11 protein-coding genes are annotated in these 14,343 nt (G+C 70.6%); 9 read left to right on the top strand and 2 right to left on the bottom strand.

Annotated elements, in window-relative coordinates:
* Window positions 1-2,040, bottom strand: coding sequence for a maltotransferase domain-containing protein (locus tag BJY20_RS03495; protein WP_185990260.1), 2,040 nt, complete (start codon window positions 2,038-2,040; stop codon window positions 1-3).
* Between the two features lie 72 nt (window positions 2,041-2,112).
* Between BJY20_RS03495 and glgP the strand changes: the two genes are divergently transcribed.
* Both glgP and BJY20_RS03485 read left to right on the top strand, forming a co-directional pair.
* Complete coding sequence (gene glgP / locus BJY20_RS03490) at window positions 2,113-4,824, top strand: alpha-glucan family phosphorylase (protein WP_343062761.1); 2,712 nt, start codon at window positions 2,113-2,115, stop codon at window positions 4,822-4,824.
* A gap of 476 nt (window positions 4,825-5,300) precedes the next feature.
* The gene (locus tag BJY20_RS03485) at window positions 5,301-6,641 is read left to right on the top strand and encodes a dicarboxylate/amino acid:cation symporter (RefSeq protein WP_185990259.1); all 1,341 of its coding nucleotides are present in this window, start codon (window positions 5,301-5,303) and stop codon (window positions 6,639-6,641) included.
* A gap of 97 nt (window positions 6,642-6,738) precedes the next feature.
* Here BJY20_RS03485 and glgX read toward each other — a convergent pair whose 3' ends face one another.
* Window positions 6,739-8,865, bottom strand: coding sequence for a glycogen debranching protein GlgX (glgX, locus tag BJY20_RS03480; protein WP_185990258.1), 2,127 nt, complete (start codon window positions 8,863-8,865; stop codon window positions 6,739-6,741).
* Between the two features lie 34 nt (window positions 8,866-8,899).
* On the opposite strand from glgX, the gene BJY20_RS03475 reads away from it, so the two are divergent.
* The 7 genes from BJY20_RS03475 (at window position 8,900) to BJY20_RS03445 (ending at window position 14,147) form a co-directional block, all read left to right on the top strand.
* Window positions 8,900-9,400, top strand: a complete 501-nt coding sequence (locus BJY20_RS03475; protein WP_185990257.1) for a T3SS (YopN, CesT) and YbjN peptide-binding chaperone 1 — start codon at window positions 8,900-8,902, stop codon at window positions 9,398-9,400.
* Entirely contained in the window at window positions 9,397-10,176 is a 780-nt protein-coding gene (locus tag BJY20_RS03470) for an enoyl-CoA hydratase/isomerase family protein (protein ID WP_185990256.1), read from the top strand. The genes BJY20_RS03475 and BJY20_RS03470 overlap by 4 nt, the downstream gene beginning before the upstream one ends.
* Window positions 10,177-10,190: 14 nt before the next feature.
* Window positions 10,191-11,162, top strand: coding sequence for a class I SAM-dependent methyltransferase (locus BJY20_RS03465; protein WP_343062760.1), 972 nt, complete (start codon window positions 10,191-10,193; stop codon window positions 11,160-11,162).
* Window positions 11,159-11,803: an acyltransferase gene (locus BJY20_RS03460; RefSeq protein WP_246297093.1), complete on the top strand. Its 645-nt coding sequence runs from the start codon at window positions 11,159-11,161 to the stop codon at window positions 11,801-11,803. Before BJY20_RS03465 ends, BJY20_RS03460 begins: the two co-directional genes overlap by 4 nt.
* Before the next feature lies 1 nt (window position 11,804).
* Window positions 11,805-12,140 (top strand): YqfO family protein, encoded by a 336-nt coding sequence (locus BJY20_RS03455; RefSeq protein WP_185990254.1) that lies wholly within the window; start codon window positions 11,805-11,807, stop codon window positions 12,138-12,140.
* A gap of 244 nt (window positions 12,141-12,384) precedes the next feature.
* A complete protein-coding gene (locus BJY20_RS03450) occupies window positions 12,385-13,164 on the top strand; it encodes an electron transfer flavoprotein subunit beta/FixA family protein (protein WP_185990253.1) in 780 nt (259 codons plus the stop codon).
* A 32-nt stretch (window positions 13,165-13,196) separates the two neighbouring features.
* Window positions 13,197-14,147 carry an electron transfer flavoprotein subunit alpha/FixB family protein gene (locus BJY20_RS03445; RefSeq protein WP_185990252.1) on the top strand — a complete coding sequence of 317 codons (951 nt, stop codon included), beginning with the start codon at window positions 13,197-13,199 and terminating at the stop codon, window positions 14,145-14,147.
* The last annotated feature ends 196 nt before the right edge of the window (window positions 14,148-14,343 follow it).

The following is a 14,343-nucleotide window of genomic DNA, read 5'->3' as shown; positions in this document are numbered from 1 at the left end:
TCACCGTACCGAGACGATGTGGACCGGCTCGCCCTCGGAGCCGAGGCGCACGTAGTTGGCTTCGCCCCACTCCCAGTGCGCCCCGGTGACGAGGTCGGTGACCTGCAGGGTGGCGTCCCACGCCAGGCCGAGGGCACCCATGTCCAGGCGCAGCGTCGAGGAGCGGGTGCCGTGCGGGTCGAGGTTGGCGACGACGATGACGAGGTCCTGGCTGCCGTCGGCCAGGACGCGTGACCGGGAGTAGGCGATGAGGTTCTCGTCGTCGACGTGGTGGAAGGTCAGGTTGCGCAGCAGCTGCAGGCTCGGGTGCTCGCGCCGGATCGTGTTGAGCATCGTCAGCCAGCCGGTGAGCGACTCCCCGGACTCGGCGACCTCGTCCCAGCGCCGGTCCTTGTACTCGTACTTCTCGTTGTCGATCTGCTCCTCGGAGCCGGGGCGGGCGACGTGCTCCATCAGCTCGTAGCCGCTGTAGACCCCCCACGTCGGGACCATCGTCGCGGCCAGTGCCGCGCGCACCTTCCACGCCGCCGGTCCGCCGAACTGCATGTACGGGGTGAGGATGTCGTGCGTCGTCGGCCAGAAGCTGGGCCGCATGTACGCCGCGGCCTCGCCCGAGACCTCGGCGCCGTACTCGGTCAGCTCGGCGACGGTGTTGCGCCAGGCGAAGTAGGTGTAGCTCTGCTGGAAGCCGGCCTTGGCCAGGGTGTGCATCATCGCCGGCGTCGTGAAGGCCTCGGCCAGCCAGATGACATCGGGCGCCACGGCTGCGACATCCTGGATCAGCCACTGCCAGAACTCGACCGGCTTGGTGTGCGGGTTGTCCACGCGAAAGAGCGTCACGCCGTGGTCGATCCACACCTGCACGACGCGTCGTACCTCGGCGTAGATGCCGGCCGGGTCGTTGTCGAAGTTGACCGGGTAGATGTCCTGGTACTTCTTGGGCGGGTTCTCCGCGTAGGCGATCGTGCCGTCGGCTCGCGTGGTGAACCATTCCGGGTGCTCGGTGACCCACGGGTGGTCGGGGGAGCACTGCAGGGCCAGGTCGAGGGCCACCTCGAGGCCGAGGTCCCGCGCGTCGGCGACGAAGGCGTCGAAGTCGGCGAAGGTTCCCAGGTCCGGGTGGATCGCGTCGTGCCCGCCGTCGGGTGAGCCGATCGCGTACGGGGAGCCGGGGTCGTGCGGACCGGCGTCGAGGGTGTTGTTGGGGCCCTTGCGTGCGGTCGTGCCGATCGGGTGGACGGGCGTGAGGTAGACGACGTCGAAGCCCATCCCGGCGATCGCCGGCAGTCGCTTCGCAGCGGTGCGCAGCGTGCCGGTGACCCAGCGACCGGTGGCCTCGTCGAAGCGCGCGCCCTCGCTGCGCGGGAAGATCTCGTACCACGAGCCGTACAGCGCCAGCTCGCGCTCGACGAGGAGCGGCAGGTCCGCGCTCGGGCTGATCATCTCGCGCAGGGGGCGCTCGGCGAGCTCTTCGGAGGCCGGCCCGGTCGTCACGAGGTGGAGGGCCGCCTCCGGGCGGTGCGAGGGGTCGCGCAGGATGTCCGCGGCGGAGCGAAGGGCGCGGCGCCCCCCTTCGTCCCGGGAGGGCTCGTCCGCGGCGCGGGTGAGGACGCGCTCGCCCTCGGCCCGCATCAGCTCGACGTCGATGCCCGCGGGGATCTTGATCGAGGCGTCGTGCACCCAGCTCGCCCACGGGTGCGACCAGCCCTCGACGCGGTAGGTCCACGTGCCCCGGACGTCCGCGCTCACCTGCGCCTCCCAGTGGCTCAGGCCGGGATTGGTGCAGGTCATCGACCGGTGGTGGGTGGTGCCGTCGGGGGCGGTGAGCACCACGCTCGCGCCGACGGCGTCGTGGCCCTCGCGGAAGACCGTGGCGGTCACCGCGAAGGGCTCGCCGACGACGGACTTCGCTGGGCGGCAACCGTGGTCGACGCACGGCCGCACGTCGAGCACCGGGATCCGGCCGAGCGGGTGCTGCGGCGGGACGGACGCAGGGGCGGTGGGCGAAGGGGGCGGGTCGCCGAGGACGTCGGGGCTCACCCCCCCGACGTTACCCGCGACAACGCGCCGGAGGACTTGGCGCGGCCCCTGTCGACCCCCCAAGATGAAGTCGTGAAGGCCATTCGACGTTTCAGCGTCCGTACCGACCTCCCCGCGCCCATCGCAGCACTCGGGGACCTGTCGATGAACCTGCGGTGGAGCTGGCACTCACCGACCAGCGACCTCTTCGCGGGCATCGACCCGCAGCTGTGGCAGGAGGTGAACCGGGACCCGGTGCGCCTGCTGTCCGAGCTGGCCGGGGCCCGCCTGGAGGAGCTGGCGCAGGACGGGGACTTCTGCGCCCGCGTCGACGCCGCCAAGGCCGACCTCGACCGCTACCTCGACGCGACGCGTTGGTACCAGCAGACGACCCCGGACGAGGGCGTCGTCCTGAGGAGCGACGAAGGCGGCGTCCTGAGGAGCGAGGAACGCGGCGTCCTGAGGTGCGAGGAACGCGGCGTCCTGAGGTGCGAGGAACGAGCCTCGAAGGGAGCCTCGAAGGGAGCCTCGAAGGGCAGCCTGCCGGCCGCGATCGCCTACTTCAGCCCCGAGTACGGGATCACCGAGGTGCTGCCGCAGTACTCCGGCGGTCTGGGGATCCTCGCCGGCGACCACCTCAAGGCGGCCTCCGACCTCGGTGTCCCGATCGTCGGCGTGGGCCTGTTCTACAAGACGGGCTACTTCAAGCAGAGCCTCAACCTCGAGGGGTGGCAGCAGGAGACGTACCCGGTCCTCGACCCGCAGGGCCTGCCGCTGCACCTGCTGCGTGAGGACGACGGCAGCCCGTGCGTCGTCACCGTCGCCATGCCCGGTGGTGGCCAGTTGCATGCCCACGTGTGGCGCGCCCAGGTCGGTCGCGTCCCGCTGCTGCTGCTCGACTCCGACGTGCCCGGCAACGACGACGCGATGCGCGCGGTCACCGAGCGCCTCTACGGCGGCGGCGGCGAGCAGCGCCTCCAGCAGGAGATGCTCCTGGGCATCGGTGGCGTGCGTGCACTGCGGCTGTGGTCGCGCCTGACCGGTGCGCCCGAGCCGGAGGTCTTCCACACCAACGAGGGCCACGCGGGCTTCCTCGGCATCGAGCGGATCAGCGAGTTCACTCAGGGTGCGGGAATGAGCTTCGACGAGGCCGCCGAGGCCACCCGAGCCGGCACCGTCTTCACCACGCACACGCCGGTCCCCGCCGGCATCGACCGCTTCGACGTCGAGCTGCTGGAGCGCTACTTCGGTGGATCGCAGGAGCTGCCCGGCGTCCCGCTGGAGAAGCTGCGTGCCCTGGGCGCCGAGACCTACGACGGCGGCTCCGACGACGTGTTCAACATGGCGGTCATGGGGCTGCGCCTGGCCGTGCGGGCCAACGGTGTCTCCCGCCTGCACGGACACGTCTCGCGCGAGATGTTCGAGGGGCTGTGGCCGGGCTTCGACTTCACGGAGGTGCCGATCACCTCGATCACCAACGGGGTGCACGCCCCGACCTGGGTCGACGAGCGCGTTTACGAGGTCGCCGCGAAGCACCTCGGCGGTCGTGACCTCGACGCCTCCGACCGCTGGGAGGAGATCCCCGACGTGCCCGGGGAGGCCATCTGGTCGGCCAAGCGGCAGATGCGGGCCGCGCTCGTCGACGACGTGCGGGCCCGTCTGCGCTCGAGCTGGTCCAAGCGCGGGGCCACCGACGCCGAGCTCGGCTGGACCGACTCCGTACTCGACCCCGACGTGCTGACGATCGGCTTCGCCCGACGGGTGCCGACGTACAAGCGCCTGACGCTGATGCTGCGTGACCCGGAGCGGCTGCGAGCCCTGCTGCTCCACCCGGAGCGGCCGATCCAGCTCGTCATCGCCGGCAAGGCCCACCCCGCCGACGAGACCGGCAAGCAGCTCATCCAGCAGATGGTCCAGTTCGCCGACCAGCACGACGTGCGCCACCGCATCGTCTTCCTGCCCAACTACGACATCGCGATGGCCCGCACCCTCTACCCGGGCTGCGACGTCTGGCTGAACAACCCCCTTCGCCCGCTCGAGGCCTGCGGCACGTCCGGCATGAAGGCCGCGCTCAACGGCGGTCTCAACCTCTCCATCCTCGACGGCTGGTGGGACGAGTGGTACGACGGGGAGAACGGCTGGGCCATCCCTACCGCCGACGGCCTCGACGACGAGTCCCGCCGCGACGACATCGAGGCCGCAGCGCTCTACGACCTGATCGAGGCCGAGGTCGCGGCGCGTTTCTACGACGTCGACGAGGCGGGGTTGCCGCAGCGGTGGCTGTCGATGCTGCGGCACACCGTGACCACCCTCGGCCCGAAGGTCCTGGCCACCCGCATGGTCCGCGACTACGTCGAGCAGCTCTACGTCCCCGCCGCCGATCAGAACGCCCGCGTCAACGCCGACGACCACGCCGGCGCCCGGGCGCTCGCCGACTACAAGGCGCGGGTGCGCGCCGGGTGGCCGTCCGTGCACGTCGACCACGTCGAGGGGTCCGGGGTCTCCGACTCGCCGGTGGTGGGGGAGTCCCTGCGCGTCGACGCCTACGTCGCCCTCGACGGCCTCGACCCCGTGGAGGTCGACGTCCAGGTCGTGGCCGGCCGCGTGGCGCTGGGCACCGACGACCTCGTCGACTGGGACGCGACCTCACTCGACTTCGTCGAGTCCTACCAGGACGGGAAGGCGAAGTTCGCCGGGCAGGTCCCGATCGAGCGCACCGGCCAGTTCGGCTGGACCGTGCGCGTAATGCCCCGGCACGAGCTCATGGCCTTCGCCGCGAGCATGGGGCTGGTCGCCAACGCCTGATCCACTCCGGGGGCTCCGGTTGCTTGCGGGTACGACGGGCACTTGTCGCCACCCGTCAGGACAGGCCCCCGGAACTGCGGGCTTCCGAGCAATCGCGCTCGGGCAAATGCCCGTCATACCAGACAGTCACGAGCGGTGACCCGGGACCGCCGTGATGGCGGCGCGAGAGCGGAGCGGACGAAGGGAGGGGTTGGTCCGACTCAGGCTCCAGCCCGCACCGTGCACCCGGGTGAGATGACAGATCTCCAGTGCGGGCTGGACGCCAAGGACCGGCCCCTCCCTTTGTCCGCGCAGCCAACTACGCCGGACCCGGGAATAGAACCGCAGGCGCCCGGGTTGGCGCGGTCGTGAGATGGAACCGGTGGGATCTGACCCGGCGGCTGGACGTGGACCTGAAGCGCCACTCCACCTGCCGATAACGCGCGTGCCCTGACGCAGCCACCCCCACCCCCCTCACAGCAAGGACCCCATCACTCATGCTCGCTTCACTGCGCCGCATCTCCTTCGGCCAGCAGGTGCTCATCGGTCTCGTCCTCGGTGTCATCCTCGGCATCGTCGCCCGCAACATGGGCGGCAGCGCGGACGACCCGAACTGGCTGAGCCAGACCCTGACGATCGTCGGCACCTCCTTCGTCAGCCTCCTGCGCACGATCGTCCCGGCCCTGGTCTTCCTCGCGATCGTCACCTCGATCGCCAACCTCAAGCAGGTCACCGGGGCCGCTCGCCTCGCGTGGCAGACGCTCCTGTGGTTCGCCGTCACCGCGCTCATCGCGGTCGGTATCGGCATCACCCTCGGACTGGTCATCGACCCGGCCCGCGGTGCTCAGGTCAGCGCCGATGGCGCGGTCGCACCGGACAGCACCGGCAGCTGGCTGGACTTCCTCACCGGCCTGGTCCCGGCCAACCTCCTGGGCCTGGAGGGCTCCGCCGGTGCGGAGGGTGACGTCGGCTTCAGCTTCAACGTCCTGCAGATCCTGATCATGGCGATCGCCGTCGGCATCGCCGCCCTCAAGGTCGGCGAGGAGGCCGAGCCCTTCCTCACCTTCGCCCGCTCCGCGCTGTCGGTCGTGCAGAAGGTCCTGTGGTGGGTCATCCGCCTCGCCCCGATCGCGACCGTGGGCCTGCTGGGCAACGCGGTCGCGAGCTACGGCTGGGACGCCATCAGCTCGCTCGGTCGCTTCACCGGTGCGATCTACCTCGGTCTTGCGATCGTGCTGCTCGTGGTGTACCCGGTCCTGCTGCGCCTGAACGGCCTGTCCGTGCGCCGCTTCTACGCCGGTGCCTGGCCCGCGATCCAGCTCGGCTTCGTCTCCCGCTCCTCGATCGGGACGCTGCCGGTCACCCAGAGCGTCACCGAGCGCAACCTCGGCGTGCCCCGCTCCTACGCGTCCTTCTCCGTGCCGTTGGGTGCGACGACGAAGATGGACGGCTGCGCGGCCATCTACCCGGCGATCGCCGCGATCTTCGTGGCGCAGTTCTTCGGCGTCCCCCTGGGCGCGACCGACTACCTGCTCATCGCCTTCGTCTCGGTCCTGGGGTCCGCGGCGACGGCCGGCGTCACCGGCGCCGTCGTCATGCTCACCCTGACCCTGTCGACGCTGGGCCTGCCGCTCGAGGGCGTCGGCCTGCTGCTCGCGGTCGACCCGATCCTCGACATGGGCCGCACCGCCACCAACGTCGCCGGTCAGGCGCTCGTGCCGACGATCGTCGCCCGCCGAGAGGGCATCCTCGACCAGGCGGCCTACGACGCGACGACCCACGGCGAGGCCTACACCCCCGAGAGCAGCGTCCGGGAGCCGGCGGCGGCCCCGGCCTGATCGAGGCAGGGTCCCGGGATGAGGTGAAGGGGCGGGGATACACGCACCTCTTCACCTCATCCGCACGCTGGCAACGACGCCGGACGAAGGGGGCGGCTCAGGTCGTGTAGAGCCGCAGGCTGAGCGGGGTGAGGACCTGTGGCTCGTCGCCTGCGGTCCCGGGCGCCTTCCCGGGCCGCTCCCACGCGCTGTCCCACCGCAGTCGCCACGCACCGCCACCCGGGACCTCGGGCAAGGCCACCTCGATCTCGTCGAGACCCCCGTGGGCGACGAGCAGCGCGCAGGGCCGGCCCTCGAGCCGCAGCTGCAGCGTGCGGCGCTCGTCCTGCGCCCATGCCTCGTCGTCCATCTGCGCGCCGGTCTCGTCGAACCAGCCGATGACCGACTCGTCGTGGTCGCGCAGGACGGGGACCTCGCGTCGCAGGGCGGTCAGGGACGACGTGGTCGCGAGCAGGTCCCGTCGGGCGTCGTCGAGGTCCCAGTCCAACCAGGTGATCTCGTTGTCCTGGCAGTAGGGGTTGTTGTTGCCGCCGTGGGTGCGGCCGATCTCGTCACCGGAGGAGAGCATCGGCACGCCGGCCGACAGCAGCAGCGTCCCCAGGAGGTTGCGCACCGAGCGGCGGCGGGCGAGCGAGATGACCTCGTCGTCGGTCGGTCCCTCGGCGCCGTGGTTCCACGAGAGGTTGTGGTCGCTGCCGTCGCGGTTGTCCTCGCCGTTGGCCTCGTTGTGCTTCTCCCCGTAGCTGACGAGGTCGGCGAGGGTGAAGCCGTCGTGCGCGGTGACGAAGTTGACCGACGCCAGGGGAGTGCGCTCGGCGAACAGGTCGCGGCTGCCGACGAGGCGGGTGGCGAGGTCGCGCACGCCGTGGCCGGGTTCCTCACCGGCCGAGACGGCACCGGCGCTGCCGAGCCAGAACTCGCGCGCGGTGTCGCGGAAGCGGTCGTTCCACTCGGCCCACGCGCCCGGGAACTGCCCGGTGCGCCACCCGTCGGGACCGATGTCCCAGGGTTCGGCGACGTGCAGCACGCCCGAGAGCACCGGGTCATCTCGCAGGGCGAGGAAGAAGGGGTGGTCGGGGTCGAACCGCAGGTCCTCCCCGCGTCCCAGCGCGACCGCCAGGTCGTAGCGGAATCCGTCGACGTGGCACTCCTGCACCCAGTAGCGAAGGGAGTCGAGCACCATCTCCAGCGTCACCGGGTCGGTGAGGTCGAGCGTGTTGCCGCACCCGGTGACATCCACGTCCCCGCCCTCGTCGTCGAGCCGGTAGTACGTCGGCGCGGCGAGCCCGCGCCAGGAGATCGTCGCGCCGGCCGTGCTCTGCTCCGCCGTGTGGTTGTAGACGACGTCGAGGAGGACCTCGATACCGGCGGCGTGGAGCAGCTTGACCATGCCCTTGAACTCGCGCAGCACCTCGTGCGGGTCGTCGCTGCTCGCGTAGGCGGCGTGCGGGGCGAAGAACCCGATCGTGTTGTAACCCCAGTGGTTGGTCAGGGCGAGGTCGCGCAGGTGCGGCTCGTCGACGTGGGCGTGCACCGGCAGCAGCTCGAGCGTCGTGACGCCCAGGCCGGTGAGGTGCTCGATCGTCACCGGGTGCGCCAGGCCGGCGTAGGTACCACGCAGGTGCTCGGGCACACCCGGCAGGCGCATGGTGAGCTCACGCACGTGCGCCTCGTAGACGACGCGCTCGTCCCGGGCGGGCGAAGGCGATGTCCTGAGGTGCGACGAAGTGGGTCCCACGCTCCGCGTGGGCGCCTCGAAGGGGGGAGTGTCCCCTCCCCAGTCGAAGTCGGTCTCGACGACCACGCACCGCGGGACGAAGGGGGCGGAGTCCGGGTCGGAGCGCACGGACGCATCGTCGAGGTCGTGCGCGAAAACACCTGGCTCGTAGTCGAGGTCACCCTCGATCGAGCGCGCGTACGGGTCGAGGAGGAGCTTGGCCGGGTTGAAGCGCTGGCCCTCACCCGGTTCCCACGGACCGTCCGCACGGAAGCCGTACCGGGTGCCGGGCGTGATGTTCGGCACGTACCCGCCGAACCACCCCCGCCCGGCATCCGGGAGCGCATGACGGGACTCGACCCCCTTCGCGGCTCCGTCGTCGTCGAAGGTGCACAGCCACACCTGGGTGGCCCCGGCCGCGAAGACGGCTGCTTCGACACCGCCCGTGACGGGGCGGACGCCGGGGGCGGGGCAGGGGTCGAGCGCTCGGGCGCCGGTGGTCGACATGGCTCACAGGCTATGCAGTCGGTACGTTGGGGACATGAGCGATCCCACCGCCCTTCCGAACTTCAACAACGAGCCCGCCGGCAACGACGGCGCCGAGACCGAGGCCCAGCCGTCGCTGCGCGACCAGGTCGTCACCGCCCTGAAGGCGATCGAGCTCGAGCCGACCATCGACAAGGAGGGCGACGTCGCGTTCGCCTTCTCCGAGCAGCAGATGTTCGTGCGCTGCACCGACGACGACTCCAACGTCCTGCGCATCTTCGGCCAGTGGGCCCTGGAGGACCCGGTCCCGGCCGACCCGATGGAGCGCCTGCAGGTCTGCAACGACCTCAACGTCGCCTTCAACCTCGTCAAGACCGCCGTCGCCGGGGACACCCTCCTGGTGACCAGCGAGCACATCCTCCCGCGCGGCGCCGACGTGCGCGGCCTGCTCGGCCTGGCCGTCCCGCTCGTCCTGCAGGGCGTGCAGCTGTGGCACCAGCGCGCGACCGGTCAGGATGCCGAGGGGCAGCAGGCGGACGGAGAGCCGCAGGCATGAGCGACGTCGTCCGCCTCGAGGTCGCCGACGGCATCGGCACGATCGTCCTCGACCGCCCGAAGATGAACGCCCTCGACTCGACGATGCAGCATCGCCTCGTCGAGGTCGCCGAGGAGGCCGACCAGCGGTCGGACATCTCCGCGGTCATCCTCTGGGGCGGCGAGAAGGTCTTCGCCGCCGGGGCGGACGTGAAGGAGATGGCCGAGATGTCCTACACGGACATGTCGGCCCACGTGCGACTGCTGCAGCGGTTCTCCCGCGCGATCGCCGCGATCGGCAAGCCGACGGTGGCCGCGATCACCGGCTTCGCCCTCGGTGGCGGCCTCGAGCTCGCGATGTGCTGCGACTTCCGCATCGTCGCGAGCAACGCCAAGCTCGGCCAGCCCGAGATCGCCCTGGGGATCATCCCCGGGGCCGGTGGCACCCAGCGACTGCCGCGCCTGGTCGGCCCGGCCAAGGCGAAACAGATGGTCTTCACCGGTCGCCCCGTCAGCGCGCAGGAGGCGCTGTCCATCGGTCTGGCCGACCAGGTCGTCGAGCCGGACGAGGTCCTGGGTGCCGCGCAGGCGATGGTCGCCCCCTTCGTCGGGGGACCCGCCCAGGCACTCAAGGCCGCCAAGGAGAGCATCGACCGCGGCCTCGAGGTCGACCTGCAGACGGGTCTGGAGATCGAGGCCCTGCAGTTCACCGGTCTCTTCGCCACCAAGGACCAGAAGAGCGGCATGCGCAGCTTCGTCGAGAACGGCCCGGGCAAGGCCACCTTCGAGGGCATCTGATGGTGCCGGACCCGGTGGCCACACCGGCCGCCAGCGCCCGGGACGTGGCGCGCGCCTTCGAGGACAACAAGCTCGCCCAGGTGCTCTACCACGACTGGGAGGCACAGACCTACGACGAGAAGTGGTCGATCTCCTTCGACGAGCGCTGTAGGTCGATCGTGCGCGAGCGGTTCATGCGCGTGCTCGAGTCGACCCGGCACCCGGGGGAGTCGCTGCCGTACGGCACAGTCCTCGAGCTCGGGGCCGGGACGGGGTTCTTCTCCCTCAACCTCAAGCAGGCGGGTCTCGTCGAGGACGTCCACGTCTGCGACCTGTCCCCGGGCATGGTCGCCGCGGCCAAGGCCAACGCGCAGCGCCTCGGCTTCACCATCGAGGGGCAGGTCGCCGACGCAGAGGCGCTGCCCTTCCGCGACGACAGCTTCGACCTCGTCGTCGGGCACGCGGTGCTCCACCACATCCCCGACGTCGAGGCCGCCCTGCGCGAGGTGCTGCGGGTGCTGCGCCCCGGCGGGCGCTTCGTCATCGCCGGAGAGCCGACGACCATCGGCCACTGGTACGCCCGTCATCTCGGTCGCCTCACCTGGGAGACCGCCACCCGCGTGACCCGGCTGCCCTTCCTGAGGGACAAGTGGGCCCGCGAGCAGGCCGAGCTCGACGAGTCCTCCCGCGCCGCCGCACTCGAGGCCGTCGTCGACCTGCACACCTTCGACCCCGCAGAGCTCGCCGAGACGGCACGTCGCGCGGGGGCGGACGCGGTCGGCACGGCCACCGAGGAGCTCCTCTCGGCCTTCGCCGGCTGGCCGATCCGCACCTTCGAGTACGCGGTACCCGAGGGGGCGCTCGGCTTCGGCTGGGCGAAGTTCGCCTACCGCACGTGGACGACGCTGATGAAGGTCGACTCGGCGCTCGACGGCGTCGTGCCGCAGAGGTTCTTCTACAACGTCGGCGTGAGCGGTGTGAAGCCCCAGAAGACCCCCGGGCGATGAGTCGGGGCCACGGGTTCACGTGGTGGCACTGGGCCCGGTGGGTGGTGGCCAACCGCGCCTGGAGCCACCACCACGTCCTCGGGTACCTGCGGATGGTCCGGGCGCGGATGACCACCCCGGGGCTCGTCTTCGAAGGGCCGTGCTTCATCGGCCCGGACGTGCAGTTCCAGGTCACCCCCGGCACGGCACGGCTCGTCATCGGCGCCTACACCCACATCGGCGGCGGGACCGCCCTGCGCGCGCACGAGGGCACACTGCGCATCGGTGAGAAGACGGTGCTGGGCATCCGCAACACGGTCAACACCTGGCTCGACATCGAGATCGGGGCGTCGTGCATCTTCGCCGACGACGTCTACGTGTGCGACTTCGACCATCGCACCGACGACCTCGACCAGCCGATCAAGGACCAGGGCCTGGTGAAGTCCCCGGTCCGCATCGGCGACGACGTGTGGGTCGCCACGAAGTGCGTGGTCACCCGCGGCACCGACATCGGTGACCACTCGGTGGTCGGTGCCGGCGCCGTCGTCCGGGGGGCCCATCCCCCCTTCGTCGTCCTCGGGGGAGTACCCGCCCGGGTGCTCAAGGTGCGCCGCCCGGTGGCCGTCTCCGCGGCCGAGCTCGACCTGCCGGAGGGCTGGTGACATGAGCGAGGTACCCCGCGAGCCGCTGGACGTGCTCGTCGTGCACATCCCGCAGGAGTCGACCCGTGCGGTGCTCACCGCGCTCTTCGCCGCCGGCGCCGGGGAGGTGGGGGAGTACCGGGAGTGCGCCTTCGTCATCCCCGGTCAGGGGCAGTTCCGCCCCGTGGGATCGGCCAACCCCACGATCGGAACCGTCGGTGAGCTCGAGCACGTCCGCGAGGACCGCGCCGAGGTCACCTTCCCCAGATCGCGAAGGGGGCTGGTGGTCAGTGCTCTTCGTCGGGCCCACCCCTACGAGGAGCCCTCCTTCCACGTGCTGGAGAACGCCGCGGACTGACCTGATTCGTCCGTTCCCTGCCCTTCGAGGCTCCTTCGTCGCACCTCAGGAGCCGGAGTTTGCGCAGCAAGCGTCTCGAAGGGTGTGGTGAAGGGCACGCCTTGGCGCCTTGGTGCTCCCGCTGTTCGCTCGTTAGCGTGAGAGCGCTGGGAGACTCCTCACACCTTTGGTCCGAGCAGGTCTCGAGGTGGCAGGATCGGCCCGGTACCCAAGCCCCCTGACCCAGGAAGAGGACGATTCACCGATGAACATCGTCGTCTGCGTGAAGCACGTGCCGGACGCCCAGTCCGAGCGTGGATTCAACGAGGACAACACGACCGACCGCGACGGCGTCGACGGGCTCCTCTCCGAGCTCGACGAGTACGCCGTGGAGCAGGCGCTCCAGATCGCCGAAGCCGGCGAGGGAGAGGTCACCGTCCTGACGGTCGGCCCGGCCGACGCCGCGGACGCCGTCAAGAAGTCCCTCCAGATGGGTGCCGACAAGGGTGTCCACGTCTGCGACGACGCGATCGCCGGGTCCGACGCCCCCGCCACCTCGTTGATCCTCGCCGAGGCCATCAAGAAGGCCGGCTCGCCCGACCTCGTGATCACCGGTATGGCCTCGACCGACGGCACCATGGGTGTCGTCCCGGCGATGCTCGCCGAGCGACTCGGCCTCCCGCAGGTCACCTACGCCTCGGAGCTGACCGTCGAGGACGGCACCGCCACGATCCGTCGTGACGGGGACACCGCGAGCGAGACCGTGCAGGCATCCCTCCCGGCGCTGGTCTCGGTCACCGACCAGATCAACGAGCCGCGCTACCCCTCCTTCAAGGGCATCATGGCCGCGAAGAAGAAGCCGGTCGAGGAGTGGGCGCTCGCCGACCTCGGCGTCGACGCCGGTCAGGTCGGTCTCGCGAACGCGTGGACCGCGGTCGAGCAGACCACCAAGCGTCCGCCCCGCGAGCAGGGCACCATCGTCACCGACGAGGGCGATGGCGGCACCAAGCTCGCCGAGTTCCTCACCACCCACAAGTTCGTCTGAGCGACGACTCCACAGATTCAAGGAGCACAGACATGGCTGAAGTCCTCGTCCTCGTCGACCACGCAAACGGTGAGGTGAAGAAGCCCGCCGCGGAGATGTTGACCCTCGCCCGTCGTCTGGGTGAGCCGTCCGCCGTCTTCATCGGCCCCGGCGCCGAGACCGCCAAGGACCTCCTCGCGCGTTACGGCGCGGAGAAGGTCTACAGCGTCTCCGACCCGGCCGCGCTGGAGTCCCTCGTCGCCCCCCAGGCCGAGATCCTCGCGCAGCTGGTGGCGGAGAAGCAGCCCGCCGCGGTCCTGATCCCGAGCAACTCCGGCGGCAAGGAGATCGGCGCCCGCCTCGCCGTCAAGACCGAGTCCGGTCTGATCACGGACGCAGAGGACATCCAGGCCGGCGACTCCGGCCCGGTCACCCTGCAGTCCGTCTTCGCCGGCAGCTACACCGTCAACGCGAAGGTCACCAAGGGCACCCCGATCATCTGCGTCAAGCCCAACTCCGCCACCCCGGAGCAGGCCAACGGCGCCGGTGCCTTCGAGGAGCTGGCCGCGAGCATCTCCGAGGAGGCCAAGGCCGCCAAGATCACCGCGTCCGAGCCGAGGAAGTCCTCCGGTCGTCCCGAGCTGGCCGAGGCGGCGATCGTCGTCTCCGGCGGTCGTGGCACCGGCGGTGACTTCTCCCCGGTCGAGACCTTCGCGGACACCCTCGGTGCCGCCGTCGGCGCCTCGCGTGCCGCGGTCGACGCCGGCTGGTACCCGCACTCCTCGCAGGTCGGCCAGACCGGCAAGCAGGTCTCCCCGCAGCTGTACGTGGCCGCGGGCATCTCCGGTGCGATCCAGCACCGCGCCGGCATGCAGACGTCCAAGACGATCGTCGCGGTCAACAAGGACGAGGAGGCCCCGATCTTCGAGCTCGTCGACTTCGGTGTCGTCGGTGACCTCTTCCAGGTCCTGCCGCAGGCGACCGAGGCCGTCAAGGGCAAGTGATCGATCCGTCCTGACGGTCGCGCTTCCCTGAGGCGCGCGCAGGACCCTCGAAGGGGGCTCCGCACCAATTCGGTGCGGAGCCCCCTTCGTTGTGCCGGCGCTGTCATCCCACGGGTACTGCCTGCACACGTGGTCCGGATGTGGCGACAGCGCCGTTTGCGGGTAAGGTCGCTGGTCGTTTCGCCTTGACGGTCGT

Source organism: Janibacter cremeus (assembly GCF_013409205.1).
GTDB lineage: Bacteria > Actinomycetota > Actinomycetes > Actinomycetales > Dermatophilaceae > Janibacter > Janibacter cremeus.
This window is presented reverse-complemented; position numbering and strand designations above follow the sequence as displayed.